The organism is Micromonospora sp. R311, assembly GCF_056780015.1.
This window is the reverse complement of sequence record NZ_JBSWCE010000004.1, coordinates 212,555-233,808: the sequence shown is the minus strand read 5'-3', so window position 1 is coordinate 233,808 and position 21,254 is coordinate 212,555. Positions and strand designations below refer to the sequence as shown.

Annotated in this window: 21 protein-coding genes; 8 read left to right on the top strand and 13 right to left on the bottom strand. The window is 73.1% G+C overall.

Features of this window, described 5'->3' with window-relative positions:
• Window positions 1-18 precede the first annotated feature (18 nt).
• The 5 genes from AC1WTP_RS05030 to AC1WTP_RS05010 all read right to left on the bottom strand — a co-directional run bounded on the left by AC1WTP_RS05030 (window position 19) and on the right by AC1WTP_RS05010 (window position 5,459).
• Window positions 19-2,196 carry a hypothetical protein gene (locus AC1WTP_RS05030; RefSeq protein ID WP_481648074.1) on the bottom strand — a complete coding sequence of 726 codons (2,178 nt, stop codon included), beginning with the start codon at window positions 2,194-2,196 and terminating at the stop codon, window positions 19-21.
• Window positions 2,197-2,439: 243 nt separating this feature from the next.
• Window positions 2,440-3,051 (bottom strand): restriction endonuclease, encoded by a 612-nt coding sequence (locus AC1WTP_RS05025; RefSeq protein WP_481648073.1) that lies wholly within the window; start codon window positions 3,049-3,051, stop codon window positions 2,440-2,442.
• A 224-nt stretch (window positions 3,052-3,275) separates the two neighbouring features.
• Window positions 3,276-3,482, bottom strand: coding sequence for a hypothetical protein (locus tag AC1WTP_RS05020; RefSeq protein WP_481648072.1), 207 nt, complete (start codon window positions 3,480-3,482; stop codon window positions 3,276-3,278).
• Window positions 3,483-3,735: 253 nt separating this feature from the next.
• On the bottom strand, window positions 3,736-4,668 hold the full coding sequence (locus tag AC1WTP_RS05015; RefSeq protein WP_481648071.1) for an HNH endonuclease: 933 nt from the start codon (window positions 4,666-4,668) through the stop codon (window positions 3,736-3,738).
• A gap of 551 nt (window positions 4,669-5,219) precedes the next feature.
• Window positions 5,220-5,459, bottom strand: coding sequence for a winged helix-turn-helix domain-containing protein (locus AC1WTP_RS05010; protein WP_481648094.1), 240 nt, complete (start codon window positions 5,457-5,459; stop codon window positions 5,220-5,222).
• A gap of 371 nt (window positions 5,460-5,830) precedes the next feature.
• On the opposite strand from AC1WTP_RS05010, the gene AC1WTP_RS05005 reads away from it, so the two are divergent.
• The 3 genes from AC1WTP_RS05005 to AC1WTP_RS04995 all read left to right on the top strand — a co-directional run bounded on the left by AC1WTP_RS05005 (window position 5,831) and on the right by AC1WTP_RS04995 (window position 7,129).
• Window positions 5,831-6,070 carry a DivIVA domain-containing protein gene (locus AC1WTP_RS05005; protein WP_481648070.1) on the top strand — a complete coding sequence of 80 codons (240 nt, stop codon included), beginning with the start codon at window positions 5,831-5,833 and terminating at the stop codon, window positions 6,068-6,070.
• Window positions 6,067-6,348 carry a hypothetical protein gene (locus tag AC1WTP_RS05000; RefSeq protein WP_481648069.1) on the top strand — a complete coding sequence of 94 codons (282 nt, stop codon included), beginning with the start codon at window positions 6,067-6,069 and terminating at the stop codon, window positions 6,346-6,348. Before AC1WTP_RS05005 ends, AC1WTP_RS05000 begins: the two co-directional genes overlap by 4 nt.
• A 181-nt stretch (window positions 6,349-6,529) precedes the next feature.
• The gene (locus AC1WTP_RS04995) at window positions 6,530-7,129 is read left to right on the top strand and encodes a DUF6518 family protein (RefSeq protein WP_481648068.1); all 600 of its coding nucleotides are present in this window, start codon (window positions 6,530-6,532) and stop codon (window positions 7,127-7,129) included.
• A gap of 48 nt (window positions 7,130-7,177) precedes the next feature.
• Here the strand turns inward: AC1WTP_RS04995 and AC1WTP_RS04990 are convergent, their stop codons facing one another.
• From AC1WTP_RS04990 to AC1WTP_RS04980, 3 genes are all read right to left on the bottom strand, one after another.
• Window positions 7,178-7,909 carry a Sec-independent protein translocase subunit TatA/TatB gene (locus tag AC1WTP_RS04990; RefSeq protein ID WP_481648067.1) on the bottom strand — a complete coding sequence of 244 codons (732 nt, stop codon included), beginning with the start codon at window positions 7,907-7,909 and terminating at the stop codon, window positions 7,178-7,180.
• 328 nt (window positions 7,910-8,237) lie between these two features.
• Window positions 8,238-9,863, bottom strand: coding sequence for an ABC transporter permease (locus tag AC1WTP_RS04985; protein WP_481648066.1), 1,626 nt, complete (start codon window positions 9,861-9,863; stop codon window positions 8,238-8,240).
• Entirely contained in the window at window positions 9,860-10,807 is a 948-nt protein-coding gene (locus AC1WTP_RS04980; RefSeq protein WP_481648065.1) for an ABC transporter ATP-binding protein, read from the bottom strand. Before AC1WTP_RS04980 ends, AC1WTP_RS04985 begins: the two co-directional genes overlap by 4 nt.
• Window positions 10,808-10,917: 110 nt before the next feature.
• On the opposite strand from AC1WTP_RS04980, the gene AC1WTP_RS04975 reads away from it, so the two are divergent.
• The gene (locus AC1WTP_RS04975) at window positions 10,918-11,664 is read left to right on the top strand and encodes a TetR family transcriptional regulator (protein WP_481648064.1); all 747 of its coding nucleotides are present in this window, start codon (window positions 10,918-10,920) and stop codon (window positions 11,662-11,664) included.
• Window positions 11,665-11,673: 9 nt separating this feature from the next.
• Here AC1WTP_RS04975 and AC1WTP_RS04970 read toward each other — a convergent pair whose 3' ends face one another.
• Window positions 11,674-12,270: a hypothetical protein gene (locus tag AC1WTP_RS04970; protein ID WP_481648063.1), complete on the bottom strand. Its 597-nt coding sequence runs from the start codon at window positions 12,268-12,270 to the stop codon at window positions 11,674-11,676.
• A 55-nt stretch (window positions 12,271-12,325) separates the two neighbouring features.
• Entirely contained in the window at window positions 12,326-14,044 is a 1,719-nt protein-coding gene (locus AC1WTP_RS04965; protein WP_481648093.1) for an ABC transporter ATP-binding protein, read from the bottom strand.
• A 165-nt stretch (window positions 14,045-14,209) separates the two neighbouring features.
• On the opposite strand from AC1WTP_RS04965, the gene AC1WTP_RS04960 reads away from it, so the two are divergent.
• On the top strand, window positions 14,210-14,623 hold the full coding sequence (locus AC1WTP_RS04960; RefSeq protein ID WP_481648092.1) for a MarR family winged helix-turn-helix transcriptional regulator: 414 nt from the start codon (window positions 14,210-14,212) through the stop codon (window positions 14,621-14,623).
• 249 nt (window positions 14,624-14,872) lie between these two features.
• On the top strand, window positions 14,873-16,657 hold the full coding sequence (locus AC1WTP_RS04955; protein WP_481648062.1) for an N-acetylglutaminylglutamine amidotransferase: 1,785 nt from the start codon (window positions 14,873-14,875) through the stop codon (window positions 16,655-16,657).
• Between the two features lie 21 nt (window positions 16,658-16,678).
• Here the strand turns inward: AC1WTP_RS04955 and AC1WTP_RS04950 are convergent, their stop codons facing one another.
• From AC1WTP_RS04950 to AC1WTP_RS04940, 3 genes are all read right to left on the bottom strand, one after another.
• Window positions 16,679-17,815 (bottom strand): carboxylate-amine ligase, encoded by a 1,137-nt coding sequence (locus tag AC1WTP_RS04950; protein WP_481648061.1) that lies wholly within the window; start codon window positions 17,813-17,815, stop codon window positions 16,679-16,681.
• A gap of 125 nt (window positions 17,816-17,940) precedes the next feature.
• Entirely contained in the window at window positions 17,941-19,152 is a 1,212-nt protein-coding gene (locus tag AC1WTP_RS04945) for an RNA polymerase sigma factor (RefSeq protein WP_481648060.1), read from the bottom strand.
• 3 nt (window positions 19,153-19,155) lie between these two features.
• Window positions 19,156-19,512, bottom strand: coding sequence for a YciI family protein (locus AC1WTP_RS04940; protein ID WP_481648059.1), 357 nt, complete (start codon window positions 19,510-19,512; stop codon window positions 19,156-19,158).
• 219 nt (window positions 19,513-19,731) lie between these two features.
• Here AC1WTP_RS04940 and AC1WTP_RS04935 point away from each other — a divergent pair, with 219 nt between their 5' ends.
• Window positions 19,732-20,478, top strand: coding sequence for a lysozyme (locus tag AC1WTP_RS04935; protein ID WP_481648058.1), 747 nt, complete (start codon window positions 19,732-19,734; stop codon window positions 20,476-20,478).
• Window positions 20,479-20,536: 58 nt separating this feature from the next.
• A complete protein-coding gene (locus tag AC1WTP_RS04930; protein ID WP_481648057.1) occupies window positions 20,537-21,205 on the top strand; it encodes a peptidoglycan recognition protein family protein in 669 nt (222 codons plus the stop codon).
• Window positions 21,206-21,254: the final 49 nt, after the last annotated feature.

The window sequence follows — 21,254 nt, the reverse complement described above, 5'->3', positions numbered from 1 at the left end:
GGCCGACGGTCCGGCCAGCTACCCCTGCTGCTCCCGAGCTGCTCGCAGCCGGTCTGCCAACTCACGGACTGCCGCGGCGTATCGATCGTCCGATTCACGTGGCATGTGCCCCTGCACCTCCGGCGGGGCGCTGTCCCCGGGCTGAGCCAGCACGTTTTCGGGGTCGCGTAGGCGACGGTCCACCAACGCGGCCGGCGGAGGGCGCCGGGGCGGGTCCCCCGGCCGATGCCCGGAGAAGATCCAGCCGCCGATGGGGTCGGTGTCACGCCACAGGTTCAACCAGCGCCACCCGATCCGGTCGCCGATCTCGTGCAGCACGGGCTCGCCGACATACGCGGGGTGCAGCTGAGCGTAGAGTCGCTTGAGGGGAGAGGCATCGGTGAGCAGCGCGACTCGTTGCCGCACCTCTGCGGGCAGTCGCAGCACGGTCGCGGCCAGAATGACCGACCCGTGGCTGTGTCCGCTGAGCACCACCCCGTCGTGGCGCCGCACCAGCCGGCAGATCCGGTCTGTCAGCTCCGGCACGGCGCGGTCGGTGTAGCAGGGCGGCGCGAACGGGTGGGCCGCGCGGGGCCAGAAGGTGCCGAGGTCCCACAGCACTCCGACGTAGCGGCGAAACCCCGCCGTCTCGTGCGCGAAGAGCCCGCCCACCAGGAGCCCGCCGACGACCGCGAGGATCATGTAGCTGCTGATGGCCATCAGCACGCTCACCGCCCCGCTCGGCACGCCGAGGTGGCCCCGCACCAGCGAGCCGGGCTCCAGGCCCACAAGGGCCAGCACCCCGGCCGCGAGCCCGATCACGGTCAGGCACGCGTAGGCGATGCCCAGTGAGCCCAGCTGCTCGGTGAGAGAGGCCCGGATCACCGCTTTCCTCACCCGTTGCACCTGAGTGTGCGCTTCCGGAGGAGGAGCTGGGTAGTCCCGGGCCACGATGGCCGCCCCGGCCCGCCGACGCTCCGCGCGAGCCGACAGGATGATGATGGCCCACGCCGCCGCGCCGGCGATCGTGGTCAGGAAGAAGGCCACGATCGCCCACCGGTACGCCGGCGCCGGCACCGCCGGGTCGTTGGCCTGCAGCACGAACGTCGGCCCGCTGAGCACGGACGCCGCACGATAGACCACCTCGCCGGAGAGGGCCCCGGCCAGACCCGCCGCGACTGTGGCGACGACGACGGCGCCCAACCCGCGCAGCAGCGCCGGCCGGCGGTCCCGCCCGCCGGGACGCCACAGCACCAGTACGGCGAGCGCGACGAGCAGCACCGTCTGAGCGCCGAAGACGATGGCGACAATGTCGTCGTACCTGGGCAGCCCGTCCGACGGCGGCCAGCGGACCCTTTCCACGGCGACGACCCCGAGCGTCGCGACCGTCAGGCCGCCGGCCACGACGTGCAGGATGACAGGCATCCGATCCGTGGTGGTGGCGGTCGACGTCGGCTCCAGTAGGCCCGGGACGCAGAGCAGCACGACACACGCGGCCAGCAGCGCTCCGGCGAGCGCGGACAGCACGACCACCGTCACGGACGTCCCGGCGGCGGCGCGTGCGGCGAGCAGCACGAGGTCCAGCGTGACGAAAGCAGCGGCGACGTGGATCGCGCGAAGCCGCTTCGCCGTCGGCGAAACGTCCCACCGGTCCAACGCCGCGAGGTCGTCATCCGGCGGATCTGCCGTCGGCAGCCGGAAGGCTCCGTACGAGCGAGCCTGTCGCGCGCTGAGCAACCACACCAGAGCCACCGCGGCGAACGGCGCCAGAGCCAGCAGCGCCAGGCGCAGCCCGACCGGTCGGCCGGCCAGCCAGGACAGCCAGCCCCGCCCCGCGAGACAGCGCGACGAGCCCATGCAGGTCCATCCCAGGAGGTCGAGGGCGACCCCGGCGGCCGTCAGCGCGTACAGCAGCGTCAGGGTGAGCGCGAGGAGGCGGCACAGCGCCGTGACGCCGGACTGCAAGCCCCCGCCCGCCGGGCGCATCCAGAAGGTCACGTTGCTCAGCATGAACGGCAGCAGAAAGACCAGGGACAGTGTCCGCCCCGCGGTGCCCGAGGGCAGGTCGCTCCACTGGTACGCCTCCAGCACGGTCCCGCCCGGATCGGAGGTTTGCCGGGATTGCGCTCCGGGGCGGTAGAAGCCGGCCCGGCGGTCGCCCGCCACCTGGCGCACGTCCTGGCAACCGAGCATCTGCCCGGCCCCGGTGCCTGCCACCCCGTGGACCCTCAGCTCCACGATCGTCCCTGACAACCGCCCGGGTACGGATGGCGGTGACACGTCGCACATCAGTCAGCGACCCCCCAGCGCGGCGGCCAGCGGCCAGTAATCAGCCGCGACCATGATCGCAGTGGTCGCTGCTCGGGCTGGCGCTGACGTCTACCCGCGCTCGTGCCCGACAACCACCCGGCGGCCGGTGGACCAAGGCTCTTCTGAACCGGACAGGTGTGGTGATCGGGGTCAGCCGGCGCCGATCCCCGTTGGGGGCCTCCCCGTCCACGCCCACATCTCCAGTGCCGGCCGGTCGACCAGCGTGATGTTGAGCCGCCGGGCTACCTGGATGCCGTCGCCCGCGGTGAAGAAGCTGTTCGTCACGAGGATGCAGATCTCGCCACCGTGGATGTCCCGGCAGGTGCCGGCGAAACGCTGGATCGCGGCACTGCCCACCCGGTTGTCGATGCTCTGCCGCTTGCACTGCACTACGACGCGGCGGCCGTCGGGGGCAACCGCCGTGACGTCCGCTCCCCGATCGCCGGAGCCGCCGCACACCTTCACATGCCGAAACCCCGACGCGACCAGGATCCGTGCGAACCACTGCTCGAACTCCGGTCCGCTCATCGCATCGGTCACCGCGATCAGCCTGTCCCGCTGGGCCTGGTCCACGCGCTCGCGGGCACGCTGCTTCGACACGGTGAGGCCTACCGCGGCCGCCCCCGCCACGACGCCGCTCGCCAGGAATGCCGACCAGTACGGATGCCGCTGCACGGCATCGACGATCATCCCGAGCACCACCACGACGACGGCGCACAGCACCAGACCCCAGCCGTTGGCCGACCTGCCGCCACCGGACACGCGGCGGACGGTTGATCTGCGCCGCACACTTCCGGAACGCCGTCGACGGTGATGCGCCCGAACCCGGGCGCCATTCTTTCTGGTGTGTGACCTGACGTACGGCACGAGGCACCTCCCCGGTCGAGGGAGCCTCAGTTTCGCGGCCGGGTCCGACAGTCGGCGTGCACGGACACCGATATTGTCAGGTACCTGTCAGTTCAGTACTGCTCACGCCCGCCGGGCGGTCAAAGCCCTGATCCTCGAGGTGATTCGCAGCCACCGGGGATCTGCTTGCGGAACTCCCGCTTCGCCGCCTCGTCGGGCGGCGCGTCATCCTGCCGCTGCAGGTCCCGCACTGCTTCCAGTCGGCCCGCATGCTCAGGCAAGAAGCCCTTGTAGCGCAGCGCGGTCAGGTGCGGCGCGTGCTCGTCGGCGACCAGGCCGGCGATCACCCTACCGCGATCCTGACCGGGCGCGTAGCTCGCAGTCGAAGTCACTGGTCAGTGTGGCGAGCCGCTGCGCCAGCCCGTCGATCGCCGGCGTGACCCCGCCGGATCACCCGCGGCCAGCCCACCCGCGGCACATGCCCGCCGCACCTTCACCTGAACCTGTGCAACATCCCGCACACACGCTTTCACCGGTGCTTGAGCATGACAGGTTCCCGGGCCGGCAGGCGCGGTCTCCGGTGACGAGAGCCGTGAAGCTTCAGGCAGCTTTGAACACCGTGTCGAGATGCCACTCCAGGAACTCACCATTCGGTCGGTCGCCACGCCGCTCTGGAAGGGCTATCTGCGTTCCGGCCTTGGCGTAAAACTGGTCGCCGTTGCCGAACTCGCTGCGCAGCCGTGGGCTGACCATCAGCCGGTGCTTCGGGTCCACCCCCAGATAGCCCCTGTCGAAGAGGATGTGGACGTCCGACTTGAGGAGCAGACCGTTGTCCAGGCGGTGCTCGCCGCCCATCGGAAGCGGCCGGATGTGGGCAGCCTGCAACACCGGCTGGACTTTGTTACCGGTGATGGCGCAGCGCCGACCGTAGGCCGCGAGCACAACAGCCTTGAACGACTGCTGGCCGAGGCGCTGCGGCACCAGCCTGGGATCGCCGTACGCCGGCCCCGGACGGTGCCAGGGATCGCTCAGATCAAGCTCGACCGTCGCACCGGTCAGGCGGTCGATCAACAGGTTGAAGTAATCGGCCGAGAGCGCTTCGGCAAGGTCATAGGTCTTTCCCTGCACGACGTTCGACGCGAATCCAGGCGGCGCCGCAACCGTGGACTCGTTCGGGAAGAACGTGGTATCGCGGACAAAAATGCACCCGATGACCGGGTCTTCGTCGAGGCCGATCGCCTGCTTGCGGTACCGGCCGACGCTACGACGCATCTCATCGAGGCTGGCGACGCCGTTGGCTTCGCCGAACAGCTCCCACGCTTCTGAGATCCGCAACTGACTGAAGCCACTGAAGAAGCCGCCACCGATGACCCGGTTGAGGGGATAGTGAGCCTTGAAGAAGAAGGGTTCGCCAGGGGTGAGTGCACGAAATCCGCCTCCCGACGGGCGCCAGAAGTTGACCTCGTTCAGGCCGGGGCGGGCCGCCAGGAAGCGGTACCACTTCTCGTCCGTCACTCCCACGAAGGCCTTCACAACGGCCAGAATGCACCGGAGTTGACTCGTCGCCACCACCCGAACGGTCATGACTCCACTTGCAACCGTCCCCATCCCGTGGGGACGGTGATCGCCCCCACCCCGGCCCGAAGCGGCACCGGCGGACCGGACATCGCAGGAGCGGACGGGTCTGCAGCAGTCGAGAGCCATGAGCTGCCGCACGTCCCGCGGCCACTCGGTCAGCGCAATTCCCAGACGCTCGACGCTCGGGCCGCCGTCGTGTCGTCTCCTCGGTCAACGGTGCGGCCCGCCGGGAGAGCGCAGCCGGCCGCCGGCTCGATCAGCTACTCCATCGGCACCCGCAACGCGCACGCCAGCCGAGCGAGTTCCAGACCATTCAGGCGCCGGTTGCCGGCCTCGACCTTCGCCATCATCGTGTTCGAGACCCACCGCGCTGGCGAGCCCCTGCTGCACATGTCCATTGACAGGCGAGCCTGTCGCACCTGCTCACCGACGAGCTGCCAGTTGAGGCCCTCCGCCATGGTGCGATAACCGCACAACCATCGCTCGGATTGGGCAGCACACGACGGTTAAGGCTCGCGCATCCAGAGCTTCGGGTCGTTCACGAAGATGCCCTTGCCCTGGTGTCGCCAGATCACGCGAAGGGCCTCCAACCGCACGTAGACCTGCTTGACGGTGGACGGGCTGACCTTGTGAGTGGCCGCGAGCTGCGTGATCGAAGGCAGCTTGTCGCCCGGCTTGAGCTTCTTGGCTCTGATGTCGGCGACGATCTCGTCGGCGATACGGATGTAGTCGGCGGTAATTGGCATGACTCCCCCTGCGTGGCATGCCAATTCGATCACGCAACGACACCCCGCAACAACTCATCGTTTGACTCGGATGACTGGGACAGCTAAGTTGATGACCGCCTCTCCCCTTGCGTGGCAACAAGGAGCAGGGGCATCCCCTGGTCGGGGCGGGTGTGTGTGCCCGTCCCGACCCGTCGGACTGCTCTGCTGTCGTACCGCTGAATCGAGCTGCGACGGCGGAGCGGCCCGGTCGTCCGCGGCCCCGCGCGGACGGCCCGCCCTACCCAGACCCACCGCACGGACCGTCCGCGCTCCCGCCTGCCCTGGAAAGGATCGTCGTGGCTCAGGTGTATCGAGGTGGTCAGCCCTACCCAGCCGGTCACCCGGGTCGGTTGACGCCGCACGAGGTGCGCACCCGCGAGTTCGCCGCGCGCCGGCGCGGCGTCGACCCCGTGGAGGTACGCGAGTTCCAGGCCCGCGTGGCCGACGAGCTGGCCATGCTCAACGAGACATTACGGCTGCTCAGCCAGGAGAACGACCGGATCAAGCGGGCGCTACGCGACTGGCAGACCATGCACGCGCGTGAGTGCCGGCCGCCGCAGGAGTACCGCCACAACTCCGGTCACTGGTGACCGCGCGCCCCTCCCCCGGTGACCTGCTGGTCATCGATGGCCGGGCCTCGGTGCAGTTCGCCGGGGATCGCGCCCTGACCTTCCGCGTCGTCTCGGTGTCCGACCAGCCCACCTACCCCGGCTGGATCTGGCTGACCGGCTACGTCCTCAATCGTCGCGGCCAGGCGACCGCCAAGCGCGAGGTCTACGTCCAACTCGCCGGCCTCGGCCGAGCGGCGGTCACACCACCCGCACCGCGACAGCAGCGCAAAGGCGACCTCGGGGCCTATGCCGGTTAACCCGCCTGCTCCACCGTCGAGGGGATCATCAGGGACCATATCCGTTGTGTTCTCAAGGGCAACAGCCATCTGCACGGCCAGGTGTGGCACGCCTACCGGGTTCACAGCGGTTCCGACCCGCGCCTCGACCAGGTGTGCATACTCGGTAGGCTTCAGCGCCGTGCACCCCGACAATCGACGCTTGGCACTCGTCGCCGGGCTGGGCGGCTTCCTGCTGGGTTTCGTCGACTTCGTGTGGATCAGGTTTGTGCCCTGGTCACCCCTGGCCGACCTCGGCAACTCCTCGGCGGTGTGGGCGGTCGCCGCGTTCTTCTTCGGCTACTGGGTCCGCTCGGGCTGGTTGCGGGCGGCCGGCGGCGCTGCCGTCGGGCTCGTGGTCGCCGTACCCGCCTACTACGTCGCCGCGGCGCTGATCCAGGGCGACGACTGGTCGCTGCTCTGGGCACCGACGTCCCTGCTCTGGATGTCCTTCGGAGTCCTCGCCGGGGTGGTCTTCGGCGTCGGCGGCACCTGGGCGCGCGGATCGGGTTGGCGGCAGACCATCGGGACGGCCCTGCCGGGCGCGGTGTGCTTCACCGAGGCGGCGCTGCACGCGAGCCGGATCGGCGATCCGAACTACGGCACCGAGTCACTACCGCACGTCCTGGTCAGGGCGGTGCTCGGCGCCCTGGTCGTCGTCCTGGCCGGCCGGACAGCCCGGCACCGGCTCCTCGGCCTGGCTGCGGCGCTACCGTTGGCCCTGCTCGGCCTGGGCGCGTTCCTGGTGGCCGGCTTCCGCTGACCGCCGCGCCGGCGGGGCCCTGGCGGCCGGCCCGGGCCCCGGCGCCGGCTAGGAGCCGAGCAGGTCGAGGGTGAATCCCACGACGAAGAACCCCACACCGAGCCAGCGCAGCAGGTGCCCGGGGTTCGCGTTGTCCAGGGCGGCCGCGATCGGCGCCAGCACCAGCATGGTCAGCAGCAGGAACAGGCCGATGAACGGCATCCGCACGCCGTACTGCACCGGGGGGCCACCGAGCAGCAGGATCACGCCGAACGCGACCACCGAGACGGCGAGCGGCGCCAGCAGGACGGGATTCTGCCGCACGGCCGTCCACTGGACGGCGAACACGACGGCGAGTCCGATGGTGGCGACCAGCAGGAACTGCGCCACGGCACTCTGCACGGCGGTCGGCAGCGTCCGCCTGATCTCGGGACGCATCGCCGTGCCCAGCTGTCGGGCCTCGGCATAGTTGCGCGACAGCCGGCGTCCCGCCGCCCGGAGCCGCTCCGGCCCGATCAGGTCGAGGACGACCACCAGGCCGGCGACGAACTGGAGCAGCTTGCCGACCCGGGCCCACCACATCACCGTGTGCCCCCAGAGCGGCTCCTGGCTGGCGGACCGGCCGTCCCACCACACCGCCCACGCCGCGCCGAACTCGCCGAAGGCGTTGGACAGGGCCGCCTCTCCCGCGGCGATGAGCAGCAACGGCAACGCCAGCAGCACGCCGGTCTGCACCGGCGAGGACGCCGGCCGCTCCACCCGCACCGAACAGCCGCCGCCGTCCGCGGTCGGGCCGGTCACCCCGGCCTCGACGCCACCGCCGGGCCGAGTGGTCGACGCGGCGAGCGTCGGCGTCCGCGCCGCGCGGGCCGGTCTCCTCGGTGCCGGAGCACCCCGGCGCCTCGCCTTCGACACCTCGTGCCCTCTCCCGCTCGGCCCTGGTGATTCCGCTTCCTGGCCGAAGAGTCTGCGGGAACACGCCAACCGCCGACCCCAGGTGTCCGGCACCCGACAGGGCCGACCGGCACCGCGCAACTTCAGGGAAGTTGTGGCCTCGGAGGCCGGGGAGGGGACAACTTCCCTGAAGTTGCGCGGATCTTGCCGGAGGTCGGGCCCGCAAGGGCGCGCGTCAGGAGGGGACGTCGCGGTGGCGGAAGGCGGCCACGCCCCCCGCGAGGAGGGCCACCGCCGCGGCCGTCAGCACGACCAGGGGCAGCGCCGCCGGGTCGACCGCGGGGACGGACGGGACGTGCGTGTACGGGGACAGGTTGAGCGCGGCCTGCGGCAGTTCCAGCACCGCGCCGAGCTGGCCGAGCAGCAGGAAGACCAGCAGCGCCGTCCAGGACAGCACCACCGACCAGCGGGGCAGCAGCCCGAACAGCGCCGTCACCACCCCGGCGACCACGAGCAGGGCCGGCAGGCGTACGAGCGCGGCGCCGGCCAGGTCGACGGCGCGCCCGACCGGGTCGCCGGCGACCAGGCCGTAGCCGAGGCCGGTGGTGAGGCCGGCGAGCAGCACCAGGGCGAGCGCGCCGGCCGCCGCGGCGAGCACCTGGGTGCCCAGCCAGCGGGTGCGGCTCACCCCGGTGGCGAGGACGGCCTCCAGCACGCCGTCGGACTCGTCGCCGCGCACCCGCAGCAGGGCCTGCACGACGTACGCCCCGATGGTCAGCGCGAACAGCCCGAGCATCGCGGCCAGGTAGGCGTCGATCAGTTTCGCCCCGCCGCCCATAGCGGCGATCGCCTCGGCGGCGGCCGGGTTCTCTTCGATCATGGCGTTGAACTCGTCGCCGGCGATGCCCATCGAGAAGCCGAGCACCGCCACCCCGACCGCCCAGCCGAGCAGCGCGCCACGTTGCAACCGCCAGGCCAGCCCTCCTGGGCTGAGCAGCCCGGGCGCGGCGGTCGCCGGCCCGCGCCGGGGTGCGACCAGCCCGGCGCCGATGTCCCGCCGCTCGGCCAGGGCGTAGGCCGTGGCCACGGTAGCGGCCAGCAGCACGGCGGGCAGCGCGAGGACCCACCACCGGTCCTCGGTGTAGGCGCGCACCTGGGTGCCCCAGCCGAGCGGGGAGAGCCAGGACGGCCAGGCGCTGACCACGCGCAGGCCACCGTCGGTCTGCTCGCCCAGCACGTCGCCGGCGGCGCGGAACAGGAAGGCGATCCCGACGACGGCGGCGGCGAGCGCGTTCGCGCCCCGGGAGGTGACCGAGAGTTGCGCGGTGACCGCGGCGATGCCGGTGAACGCCACGCCGACGCCACCGATCGCGGCCGCCGCGGCGACCGAGCCGGCCAGCGGCAGGCCGGCGCCGGCCAGGGCGAGCGCGAGCAGGGCCGCGGCCGCCAGGTTGGCCGCGACGATCACCAGCAGCGCGGCGGTGAGCAGCGCGTACCGGCCGACCACGGAGGCGCCGAGCAGTTCCGCCCGGCCGGTCTCCTCGTTCTGCCGGGTGTGCCGGACCACCGCGAAGGTGCTCAGCAGCGCGAAGATCAGGGCCAGCGTGACGTACGTCTCGGCGACCACCACCGCACCCAGGTCGCTGCCGGCGATCGGCCCGTTGAAGGCCCGGGCGACCAGGCTGGAGGCCGACGTGCTGGCGTAGCCGACCCGGGCGGCCTCGTCCGGGTAGAACCCGATCACGCTCTGGGCGAGGGCGTAGCCGAGCAGGGGCGTGCCGAGCACCCAGACGGCGAGCCGGACCCGGTCTCGGCGCAGCACCAGCCGGGCCAGCCGCCCGGTGCCGGTGAGCGCCCTCATCGGGCACCCGCCCGCCGGCCGGCGTCGGCCCGGTGTCCGTTCGCGGCCGCGTCGGCGGCCGGGCGCTCGTCGCCGTAGTGGCGCAGGAACAGTTCCTCCAGGGTGGGCGGGGCGCTGGTCAGGGCGCGCACGCCGAACCGGACCAGGTGCCCGAGCAGCTCGTCGAGGTGGGCGGGCTCGACCTCCAGGTGGGTGCGCCCGTCGACCTCGCTCACCGCGTGCACGCCGGAGAGCGCGTCCAGGCCGGTCAGCGGGCGGGCGGTCTCGACGGTCACCGCGGTGCGGGTGAGGTGGCGCAGCTCGGTGAGGCTGCCGGTCTCGACGGTGCGGCCCTCGCGGATGATGCTGACCCGGTCGCAGAGCGCCTCGACCTCGGCGAGCACGTGGCTGGAGAGCAGCACGGTGGCGCCGTCGCCCTTGATCCGCCGCACCTCGTCCTGGAACACCGCCTCCATCAGCGGGTCGAGCCCCGAGGTCGGCTCGTCGAGCACGTACAGCTCGACGTTGGAGGCGAAGGCGGCGACGATGGCGACCTTCTGCCGGTTGCCCTTGGAGTAGGTGCGGCACCTGCGGGTCGGGTCCAGATCGAAATGGTCGAGCAGTTCGTCGCGGCGGCGCCGGTCCAGGCCGCCGCGCAGCTTGCCGAGCAGGTCGATCGCCTCGCCGCCGGAGAGGTTGGGCCACAGGTTCACGTCGCCGGGCACGTACGCCAGCCGGCGGTGCAGGGCCACCGCGTCGCGCCACGGGTCGGCGTCGAAGAGCCGCGCCTCGCCCGCGTCCCGGCGCAGCAGGCCGAGCAGGACGCGGATGGTGGTGGACTTGCCGGAGCCGTTGGGCCCGAGGAAACCGTGCACCTCCCCCGCCTCGACCCGCAGGTCGAGCCCGTCGAGTGCCCGGACGCTGCCGAACGTCTTGACCAGGTTGCCGATCTCGATGACGGGCATGGCCGCCCCTCCTGCCGTTGACACCCCGACGCGCCCACTGTACTGACCGCCGGTCAGCGGAATCAACAGTGTCGCCAGCCACCGGTCAGGACACGGCTACGCTTGCCGGCATGACCGTGGAGGCCGCGGACGACACCCGCACCCGGATCCTGCGCGCCGCGCTCGACCTCTTCGCCGAGCACGGCTACCAGCGCACCTCACTGCGCCAGATCGCCGACCGGCTGCGGTTGACCAAGGCCGCCATCCTCTACCACTTCCCGGCCAAGGAGCACCTGCTCGCGGCCCTGGTCGAGCCGCTGGTGGGCGACCTGGAGCGGCTGCTGGACAGCGCCGAGGCACTGCCCACCGAGCGGGCCCGGTGGACGGTGCTGGAGGGCTGGGTCGACACCATGCTCACCCATCGCCGCCCGCTCGGCTTGCTCTTCCACGACATCGCCCTGATCACCCGCGGCGACACGTACCACCGCCTGATGCGGATCGCGATGCGGGCCAACAACCTCATCGCCGGGCCGGACGCCGGGCGCCGGGAGCGGGTCCGGGCGGTGCAGGCGGTCGCCATGTGCAGCGATCCGGTGGTCTTCTTCGCCGACGTGCCGGACGAGGCGCTGCGCGCGGACATGCTCGACGGCGTCCGGCAACTGCTGGCCGCGCCCGGCCCGCCGGCCGCCGTGGGCGGGGCGCCGGCGGCGCGCCGACGCGGGCCGGGCCGGCCCCGGGCGCTGGGCCACGAACAGGTCGAGGCCGCGCGCCGGATGCATGCCGAGGGCAGCCACTCGGTGGACGACATCGCCGCCGCGCTGGGGGTGTCCCGGGCCACCGTCTACCGCCACCTGGAGCGCACCGCCGCGGCGGAGTAATGAGACGATTTAGCGACGGTTTCGAGACGGTTGTGGGACGGCGTCGCCCCCGCCAGCCGCAGCCGCCCGGTCGAGCAGCGCCTGCTCCAGCAGCGCGGACTGCGCCACCGAGCCACCCTGGACGGCGAGACTCCGCCGGGCCGCGCGGTAGAAGCCGTCGCGTGCCTCGTTGACCCGAGAGAGCACCACGGCCAGGTCGGGATCCGGGTCGGCGATGCCCCGGGCCAGGCGCTCCATCTGCCACACCGCGTCCCGCCAGACCCTGGCCGCGGCGACTGTCGCCTCGTCGCCGAGCAACAGCATGTTCTCCCAGGCGACGCTGCGCCGGGCATCCGTCTCGGCCAGCTTCGCCAGGCCGGACTCCCGGTCGATCGGATGGCTGCGGGACGCCGGCCGGCGGTCGGCGGTCATCCGGAGTGCGACGGCATGGCTCTCCTTGACGGCGTGCGCGTACTCGACGTAGGCGTCGAGCCGCCGCTCGTCCCACCGGATGCTCTGGTTGCGTCGCCACCGGGCCCGGTCCGCCAGCGAGGTGGCGAGGATCGTGCCCAGGGTTCCGACCAGTACGCCCAACAGCGCCGGAAGCTGCGCCAGCAAGGTGCCCACGCCGCCGAGGCTGTCATGACCCGGCAAGCCCGCGCCAGGCCGGCGCGGCGACGGGTCAGGCGGCCAGGGCGGCGTAGCGGCCGTCGCGGCCGAGCAGGGCGTCGTGGGTGCCGGTTTCGACGATCCGGCCGTGGTCGAGCACGGCGATCTGGTCGGCGTCGCGCACGGTGGAGAGCCGGTGCGCGACGGTGATCGTCGTCCGTCCCTCGGCCAGCGCGTCGAAGGCCCGCTGCACCGCCCGCTCGGTTTCGGTGTCCAGCGCGCTGGTGGCCTCGTCGAGGACGAGGATCCGCGGGTCGCGCAGGAGGGTGCGGGCGATGGCCAGCCGCTGCTTCTCCCCGCCGGAGAAGCGGTGCCCCCGGGAGCCCACCACGGTGTCGTAGCCGTCGGGCAGCCCGGCGATCAGGTCGTGGATCCGCGCGGCGCGGGCGGCGGCCTCGATCTCGGCGTCGGTGGCGTCCGGGCGGGCGTAGCGCAGGTTCTCCCGCACCGTGGTGTGCAGCAGGTAGGTCTCCTGGCTGACCACGCCGACGATCGCGGCGAGGTCGGCCAGCCGCAGGTCGCGCAGGTCGATCCCGTCGACGGTTACCCGGCCGCTGGTCGGGTCGTGCAGCCGGCTGACCAGCGCGGCGAGCGTGCTCTTGCCGGATCCGGTCTCGCCGACCAGGGCCAGGCCGGTGCCGGCCGGCACGTCGACGCTGACCCCGGCGAGCGCCGCCGTGTCGCAGCCCGGGTAGCTGAAGGTGACCTCCTCCAGCCGCAGGTGGCCACGGACGCGCCGGGGGTCGATCCGCACCGGGTCGGCCGGGTCGGCCACCTCGACCGGGAGGTCCAGGTACTCGAAGATCCGGGCGAAGAGCGCCAGCGAGGCGGTCAGCGAGACGCCCACGTTGAGCAGGCCCATCAACGGCCGGAACAGCCCGCCCTGCAGCGCGGTGAAGGCGACCAGGGTGCCGATGCTGAGCGTGCCGGCGGTGCCGGGCAGGCCCGCGGCGAGGTAGATGACCGCGGGGATGGCGGCGAAGACGACGCTCATCGAGGCCATCCGCCACCGGCCGGCCAGCTCGGACCGCAGCTCCAGGTCGACCAGCCGGGCCGAGGAGGCGGTGAAGCGCTCGACCAGCGCCGGGCCGGTGCCCAGCGTCTTGGCCAACTGCACCCCGCTGACCGAGAGGCTCTCCTCGACGGTGACGTTGAGGTCGGCGAGTTCCCGCTGCCGCCGCGCGGTGATCTCCCGGCGCAGCCGGGCCACCCGCCGGGTGAGCCAGATCGCCGGCGGCAGCACCACCAGCGAGACCAGGGTGAGCCGCCAGGAGAGCGCCAGCATGGCCACGACGGTGGCCACCACGGTGGTCAGGTTGGCCGCGACCGAGGTGGCGGTGGAGGTGACCACGTTCTGCATGCCACCGATGTCGTTGGTGATCCGGGACTGCACCTCGCCGGTGCGGGTCCGGGTGAAGAACGCCAGCGACTGCCGTTGCAGGTGGCGGAAGACGTCGGTGCGCAGCCGGTGCATGACCTGCTGCCCGACCCGGGTGGAGATCCAGGTCTGCACCACGCCGAGCACCGCGGTCACCGCGGCGACCGCGACCAGGCCGGCGACCAGCCAGACCAGCAGCGTCAGGTCACGCTCGGGCAGGGCCCGGTCGATCACGGCACGGAGCAGGAACGGCGAGGCCATGCCGAGCACCGAGGAGACCACGATGATCGCGGTGACGGTGGCCAGGGCCCCGCGGTGCGGGCCGAACAGGGCGCCGATGCGCCGCAACGACACCTGGCGGGCCTGCGCCCGCTCGGCGGCGCTGACCGGGTGGGGGGCCGCGGTCGCGGCCGGTGGGGGTGGGTGCCAAGGGGATACCGCCTTCACGTCCGACATGATGAGGTTACCTCAACATGAGGGAACAACCGCTTCTGCTGCTACGGTATTCCCGTGACCGGGGTGGACGGCGGCGACGACGGCCTGGCCGAGGCGTTCTGGTCGGTGGCCCGGCGGCTGCGCCACCGCACCCGGGAGGCGCTGGCGCCCTGGCACGTCACCCCCAGCCAGGCGCGCGCGCTCGGCGTGCTCGGCCAGCAGGGGCCGCTGCGGCTCAGCGCACTCGCCGAGCAGCTGCGCATCGCCCCCCGCTCCGCCACCGAGGTGGTCGACGACCTGGAGGGCCGGCGGCTCGTCGAGCGCCGGCCCGACCCGGCCGACCGGCGGGCGACCCTGGTCGCGCTGACCGACGACGGTACGCGCACCGGCGCCGCCATCCAGGCCGCCCGCCGGGCCGAGGCGGCCCGCTTCTTCGGCGACCTGACCCCGGCCGACCGGGACTCCCTCGCCCGCATCCTCGGCACCCTGCGCGGCTGACCCCGCCCCCGAGCCGGCGGTCGGACGACGGCGCCGCCCGGGCACAACGCCGCGACGCCGCCGGACGTGCCACGCCGCGCCGACGGTCACCCCGAACGGGCGGAGTTTGGCCGCCACACCGGCGGGTAGCCGACCCGTCCGTCCTACGGACGGGACCGGGCCCCCGTACGGGCGGTCCGGCACAGGGGTCGACGCGACAGGAGTGGTGACGGTGGGTCGGGTGCCCCGGGCGAGCGGTGGCCGCTGAGCATGTGCGGGATCAGCGGCGAGGCGAGGTTCGACGGCTCGACACCGGACGCCGACGCGGTCACCCGGATGACCGAGGCGATGCGGTCCCGCGGCCCGGACGGCGAGGGCCTGTGGGGCGGCGGTTGGGTGACCCTCGGGCACCGCCGGCTGACCATCATCGACCTCTCCGACGCCGGCGCCCAGCCGATGGTCCGCGAGGACCTCGGGCTCGGCCTGGTCTTCAACGGCTGCGTCTACAACTACCCGGAGCTGCGCGAGGAACTGCGCGCCGCCGGGCACACCTTCCACTCCACCAGCGACACCGAGGTGATCCTGGTGGCGTACGCGCAGTGGGGGGAACGGTTCGTCGACCACCTGGTCGGCATGTTCGCGATCGGCCTGGTCGACCGGCGCCGGCGCCGGCTGCTGCTGGCCCGCGACCGGCTCGGCATCAAACCGCTCTACCTCGCCGAGGCGCCCGGGCGGCTGCGGTTCGCCAGCACCCTGCCGGCGCTGCTGCGCGCCGGCGACGTGGACACCGGCGTCGACCCGGTGGCCCTGCACCACTACCTGTCCTGGCACTCGATCGTGCCGGCGCCGCGTACGGTGCTGCGCGGGGTGCGCAAGCTGCCCCCGGCCACCCTGCGGATCGTCGAGGCGGACGGGCGCAGCCGGGACCACGTCTACTGGCGACCGGACTACGTGCGGGACCCGGCGCACGCCGGCATGGACGCGGCGGACTGGCGGGCCGCCGTCGGGGACGCGCTGCGCACGGCGGTACGCCGGCGCCTGGTCGCCGACGTCCCGGTCGGGGTGCTCCTCTCCGGCGGCCTGGACTCCAGCATGATCGTGGCGCTGCTCGCCGAGGCCGGCCAGCACCACCTCCAGACGTTCAGCATCGGCTTCGACAGCCGCGGCGTCGAGGCCGGCGACGAGTTCCACTACTCCGACCTGGTGGCCCGCGCCTTCGACACCGACCACCACCGGATCCGGCTCGCCGACGACGACCTGGTCCCCGCGGTACGCCACACCGTGCAGGCGATGGCCGAGCCGATGGGCAGCCACGACGTGGTCGCCTTCCACCTGCTCTCCGAGCAGGTCGCCCGGCACGTCAAGGTGGCCCAGTCGGGGCAGGGCGCGGACGAGGTCTTCGCCGGCTACGGCTACCACCAGCCGCTGACCCGGGTGCCCCGGGACGGCGCGGCGGAGGCGTTCGCCGCCGCGTTCTTCGACCGGGACCACGCCGAGCTGCGCCGGGTGGTCGACCCGGCGTACGCCTGCGACCACGACGCCAGCCGCGAGCTGCTCGCGGCGCAGCTCGCCGCGCCCGGGGCGGAGACCGCGCTGGACGCGGTGCTGCGCCTGGACACCCACCTGATGCTCCCCGACGACCCGGTCAAGCGGGTGGACAACATGAGCATGGCCTGGGGCCTGGAGGTGCGCACCCCGTTCCTCGACCAGGACCTGGTCGCGCTGGCCGCGGCGTGCCCGCCGGAGCACAAGGTGGCCCAGGGCGGCAAGGCGGTGCTGAAGGAGGTGGCCCGCCAGGTGCTCCCCGTCGAGGTGATCGACCGGCCCAAGGGCTACTTCCCGGTGCCCGCGCTGCGCAACGTGGACGGCCCGGTCCGCCAGCTGGTCACCGAGGCGCTGCACGCGCCGGCCGCCCGCGAGCGCGGGCTGTTCCGTGCCGAGTACGTCGCCGAGCTGCTCGCCGAGCCGGACCGCGCCGAGGCGGCCGCCGGCAGCAACAAACTGTGGCAGCTGGGCCTGCTGGAACTCTGGCTGCAGACGCACGACATCCGGTGAGCCGCCCGCCGCCGTCGACGGTCAGCCGGCGGTGGTCTGCGCGGCGAGGTGGTCCAGCACGGACCGGACGTCGCCGTCCGTCTCGGCCATGATGCGCCGCTGCCGGGTGGCGCCGGTGCCGTCCCGGCGCAGCCGGGCCAGCTGCGCGACGGTGTAGTCGAGGTCGCCGTGGCGCACCAGCGCGGGTGTCACCGTGGCGACCAGGTCGTCGACCAGGTCCCAGGCCGGTCGGGCGCCGCCGGCGTGCAGGTCGACCAGGTCGCCGTCGAGGCCGTGGTGGGCGGCCCGCCAGTGCGCGGCCGAGACCAGGCAGTTCCGGATCCGGGGGGCGGCCACCCCGGCCCGGACGTCGTCGACCGCCGTGGCGACCAGCGCCCGGACCAGCGCGGCGACCAGCGCCGTGTCGTCCACGGTCGGGCAGACGTCGCCGACCCGGATCTCCACCGTCGGGTACGCCGCGGACGGCCGGGCGTACCAGTAGACCATCGCCGCGTCGAGCATGATGCCGGCGGCGACCAGGTCGTCGACCGTGCGGTCGTAGTCGGCGGCCGAGTCGAAGTGCGGGGTCGGTCCGATGCTGGGCCACCGCTCCAGCTGCATCGACCGCCAGCTGGCGTGCCCGGTGTCCCGCCCGTCGTGCAACGGCGAGTTGGTGGTGATCGCCTGCACCACGGGCAGCCACGGGCGCAGGTGGTTGCAGACCTGCACGGCCAGTTCCCGGTCGGGCACCCCGACGTGCACGTGGCAGCCGCAGACCGCCGGGTCGTGTGCCACCGGCCCGAACCGCCGGGACATGGCGTGGTAGCGCGGTCTGTCGGGCACCGTCCGGTGCGGCTCGTGCACCGGCGTGGCCCCCACCGCGACCAGCCGGGCGCCGGCCGCCTCGGCCGCCGCCGCGGCGGACCGGCGCAGCCCGACCAGGTGCTGCCGCAAGTCCCCCAGGTCGGCGCAGACCGGGGTGACCATCTCCACCATGCTGTGCCGGAACTCCTGGCGGCTCTGGTCCCGGGCCGTGCCGTGCAGGGCGGTGAGCACCCGGTCGGCGACCGGGAGGCTCTCCCCGGTGGCCGGGTCGAGCAGCAGGTACTCCTCCTCCACCCCGAGGGTCAGGGTGGTCAGGTCGGGGACGCTGGTGGCAACTGCCGGAGGGTAGGTCATCGGTGGTCGGCGTCCGTTTCGTCGGGCGGCACGCGCCGCACGGCCGGGGCACCCGTGTTCCCGGCGGCCGGGCGGGCAAACGTGCCCCACCGCCCCGGTCAGGCCCCGCGCGGGCCGCCCGTCCGCTATCCGCCGGCCCGCACCGTCGCGGCCCGGCCGGCCAGGAAGTCGCGTTCGGCCGCGTTCCCGGTCCGCTCGGCGGCCTGCCGGTACGCCGTCGCCGCCTCGCCCGCGCGCCCGAGCCGGCGCAGCAGGTCGGCGCGGACCGCGTGGAGGACGTGGTACCCGGCCAGGTCGAGGCGCTCCACCTCGGCCAGCGCGACGGCCGGGCCGGCCACCTCGGCCAGCGCGACCGCCCGGTTCAGCGCCACCACCGGCCCCGGGGCGTACGCCATGAGCTGGTCGTACAGCGCCAGGATCTGCCCCCAGTCGGTGCCCGCGGCATCCGGCGCGGCGCTGTGCACGGCGGCGATGGCGGCCTGGATCTGGTACGGGCCGGGCTGGTCGCGGCGCAGGCAGCGACGGACCAGGTCCTGCCCCTGGGCGACCAGCCCGGCGTCCCAGCGCCGCCGGTCCTGTTCTGGCAGCGGCACCAGCGCACCGTCGGCGGTGCTGCGGGCGGGGCGGCGGGCCTCGGCGAGCAGCATCAGGGCCAGCAGCCCCTGCGCCTCCGGCTCGTCGGGCATCAGCTCGACCAGCAGCCGGCCGAGCCGGACCGCCTCGGCGCACAGGTCGTCGCGGACCAGGTGGGCACCGGACGTCGCCGTGTGCCCCTCGGTGAAGATCAGGTAGACCACCGCCAGCACGGCCCGGAGCCGGTCCGGCAGGTCGGCGTCCCGGGGCACCCGGTACGGGATGCCGGCGTCCCGGATCTTCGCCTTCGCCCGGACCAGCCGCTGCGCCATGGTCTTCTCCGGCACCAGGAACGCCCGGGCGATCTCGGCGGTGCTCAACCCGCCGAGCAGGCGCAGGGTCAGTGCGACCCGGGCGGCTGGGTTCAGCGCCGGATGGCAACAGGTGAAGATCAGCCGGAGCCGGTCGTCGCGCACGGGTCCCTCCTCGGCCGGTTCGCCGGCGGCGTACAACAGGGCGGCCTGGGCGTGCCGATCGGCGCGGGAGGCCTCCCGGCGCAGCCGGTCGATCGCCCGGTGCCGGGCGGTGGTGATGATCCACCCGGCCGGGCTGGGCGGCGGCCCGGTCTCCGGCCAGCGGGCGGCGGCGACGGTGAACGCGTCCTGCACCGCCTCCTCGGCGAGGTCGAGGTCGCCGAGGAGGCGGGTCAGGACGGCGACCGCGCGGCCGTACTCCGCGCGGAACACCTGCTCCACGTCGGGCACCGGTCAGTCACCGTCGTCGCCCTGGAACGGCCGCACCTCGATGGGCAGGGTGGTGGCCAACGCGTAGCGGCGGCCCCACTCCAGCGCGGCGTCCAGGTCGGGCGCCCGGAGGATGGTGAAGCCGCCGAGGTACTCCTTGCCCTCGACGAACGGCCCGTCGGTGACCAGCACCTCGCCGTCGGACGGCCGCAGCACGGTGGCGGTGTCCGGGGCGTGCAGGCCCTGACCGAAGACCCAGCATCCGGCGGCCTCCAGTTCCTGCCGGATGACGCCGAGGTCGCGCATCACCCGGGCCAGGAACTCCGGCTCGGGGCGGCCCTCGCCCTCGGGATGGTAGATGCTGAGCAGGTACTGCCGCATCGGCTCCTCCTCGGTGGACGGCCGGCCCGATGCCGGCCCCTCATCCTCCACACGAACGGCGCCGGCTCGGATCGACAGACCGGCGGAAATTCCCCGGGTCGCCCCGGGCGGAACCGACAGATAAAGAGGATCTTCAATAGTTATTGAAGTTTATCTACGAACTGTGTCCTAATACTGTCAGTTCCCTTCGCCACCACCGGCGCACCTCCGGGAGGATCGATGACCCGTCCCCCGCGTACCCCCCTGCTGGCCCTCGCCGCCACCCTCGCCGCGGGCGCGGTGCTGCTCGCGGCGGCGGCGCTGCGCCCGGGCCCGGCCGACGCCGCGCCGGCCGGCCTGCCCGGCGTGCAGGTCTCCGGCCTCAACGGCAGCGTCAACTGGTCCGCCGCCTGGAGCGCGGGCGCCCGCTTCGCCTACATCCAGGCCACCGAGGGCACCTCCGTCAGCAACGCCTCCTTCGCCCAGCAGTACAACGGCTCCTACAGCGTCGGGATGATCCGGGGCGCCTACCACGTGGCCCGGCCCGACGTCGGCGGCGGCGCCGCCCAGGCCGACTGGTTCGTCGCGCACGGCGGGGGCTGGTCCCGCGACGGCCGAACCCTGCCGGGCGCGCTCGACATCGAGTACAACCCCTACGGCGCGACCTGCTACGGGCTCTCGCAGAGCGCGATGCGGAGCTGGATCACCGCCTTCGTCAACCGCTACCAGGCCCGGACCGGCCGGTGGGCGACGATCTACACCACCGCCGACTGGTGGGCCACCTGCACCGGCAACTACACCGGCTTCACCGGCACCAACCCGCTCTGGCTCGCCCGCTACGCGAACACCGTGGGCACCGTGCCCGCCGGCTGGGCGACCTGGTCGTTCTGGCAGTGGGCGAGCGCGGGGGCGCTGCCCGGCGAGCAGAACGTGTGGAACGGCTCGCTCGACCGGCTGCGGGTGCTGGCCTGCGACGGCCCGTGCTGACCCGCCCTCCGGGGCCCGCCGACGTCACCCATCCACCCCGCCCGACCCGGAGGTCAGCATGTCCCAGCCCGTACCCCGCCGGACCGTGCTGCGCGGGGCCGTCCTGCTCGGCGCCGCCGCCGGCGTCACCACCGCCGGCCAGTTCGCCGTCGGCCGCAGCGCGGACGCCGCCGCCACCGTCGACCAGCCGGTGATCGCCAACTGCGCCACCTGGGGCGCCCGCCCGCCCTCGGCGCCGGTCACCGTGCTGAAGAACCGGCCGAACAAGATCATCGTCCATCACACCGCGTTCCCCAACACGACCGACTACAGCCTGGCGCAGGCCTACGCCAACTCCCGCGACATCCAGGACCTGCACATGGACGGCAACGGCTGGCTCGACTCCGGCCAGCACTTCACCAACAGCCGGGGCGGGCACCTGACCGAGGGCCGGCACGGCAGCCTGCACGCGCTGCTGCACGGGCGCACCATGGTGCAGGGCGCGCACTGCGTCGGGCAGAACAACCAGGCGATCGGCATCGAGAACGACGGCATCTACCTCGACGTGCAGCCGCCGGCGGCGCTGTGGAACAGCCTGATCGTGTTCTGCGCGTTCACCTGCCAGCAGTACGGCATCCGCCCGACCGAGATCTACGGCCACAAGGACTTCAACAACACCCAGTGCCCCGGCCTGCTGCACGGCCGGCTCCCCGAACTGCGCGCCGCCGTCGCCGCGCGGCTCGGCTGAGCCGCCCTCGGCACCGGGAAACGGCGCGGCCCGGCTCCCCGAGCGGGGA

Bases quoted from the DNA above. Each gene is read 5' to 3' on its own strand.
- AC1WTP_RS04950 (WP_481648061.1), bottom strand. From the start codon at position 17,815: ATGACCTACCCTCCGGCAGTTGCCACCAGCGTCCCCGACCTGACCACC.
- AC1WTP_RS04930 (WP_481648057.1), top strand. From the start codon at position 20,537: ATGTCCCAGCCCGTACCCCGCCGGACCGTGCTGCGCGGGGCCGTCCTG.
- AC1WTP_RS04940 (WP_481648059.1), bottom strand. From the start codon at position 19,512: ATGCGGCAGTACCTGCTCAGCATCTACCATCCCGAGGGCGAGGGCCGC.
- AC1WTP_RS04955 (WP_481648062.1), top strand. From the start codon at position 14,873: ATGTGCGGGATCAGCGGCGAGGCGAGGTTCGACGGCTCGACACCGGAC.
- AC1WTP_RS05010 (WP_481648094.1), bottom strand. From the start codon at position 5,459: ATGCCAATTACCGCCGACTACATCCGTATCGCCGACGAGATCGTCGCC.
- AC1WTP_RS04975 (WP_481648064.1), top strand. From the start codon at position 10,918: ATGACCGTGGAGGCCGCGGACGACACCCGCACCCGGATCCTGCGCGCC.
- AC1WTP_RS04985 (WP_481648066.1), bottom strand. From the start codon at position 9,863: ATGAGGGCGCTCACCGGCACCGGGCGGCTGGCCCGGCTGGTGCTGCGC.
- AC1WTP_RS04935 (WP_481648058.1), top strand. From the start codon at position 19,732: ATGACCCGTCCCCCGCGTACCCCCCTGCTGGCCCTCGCCGCCACCCTC.
- AC1WTP_RS04980 (WP_481648065.1), bottom strand. From the start codon at position 10,807: ATGCCCGTCATCGAGATCGGCAACCTGGTCAAGACGTTCGGCAGCGTC.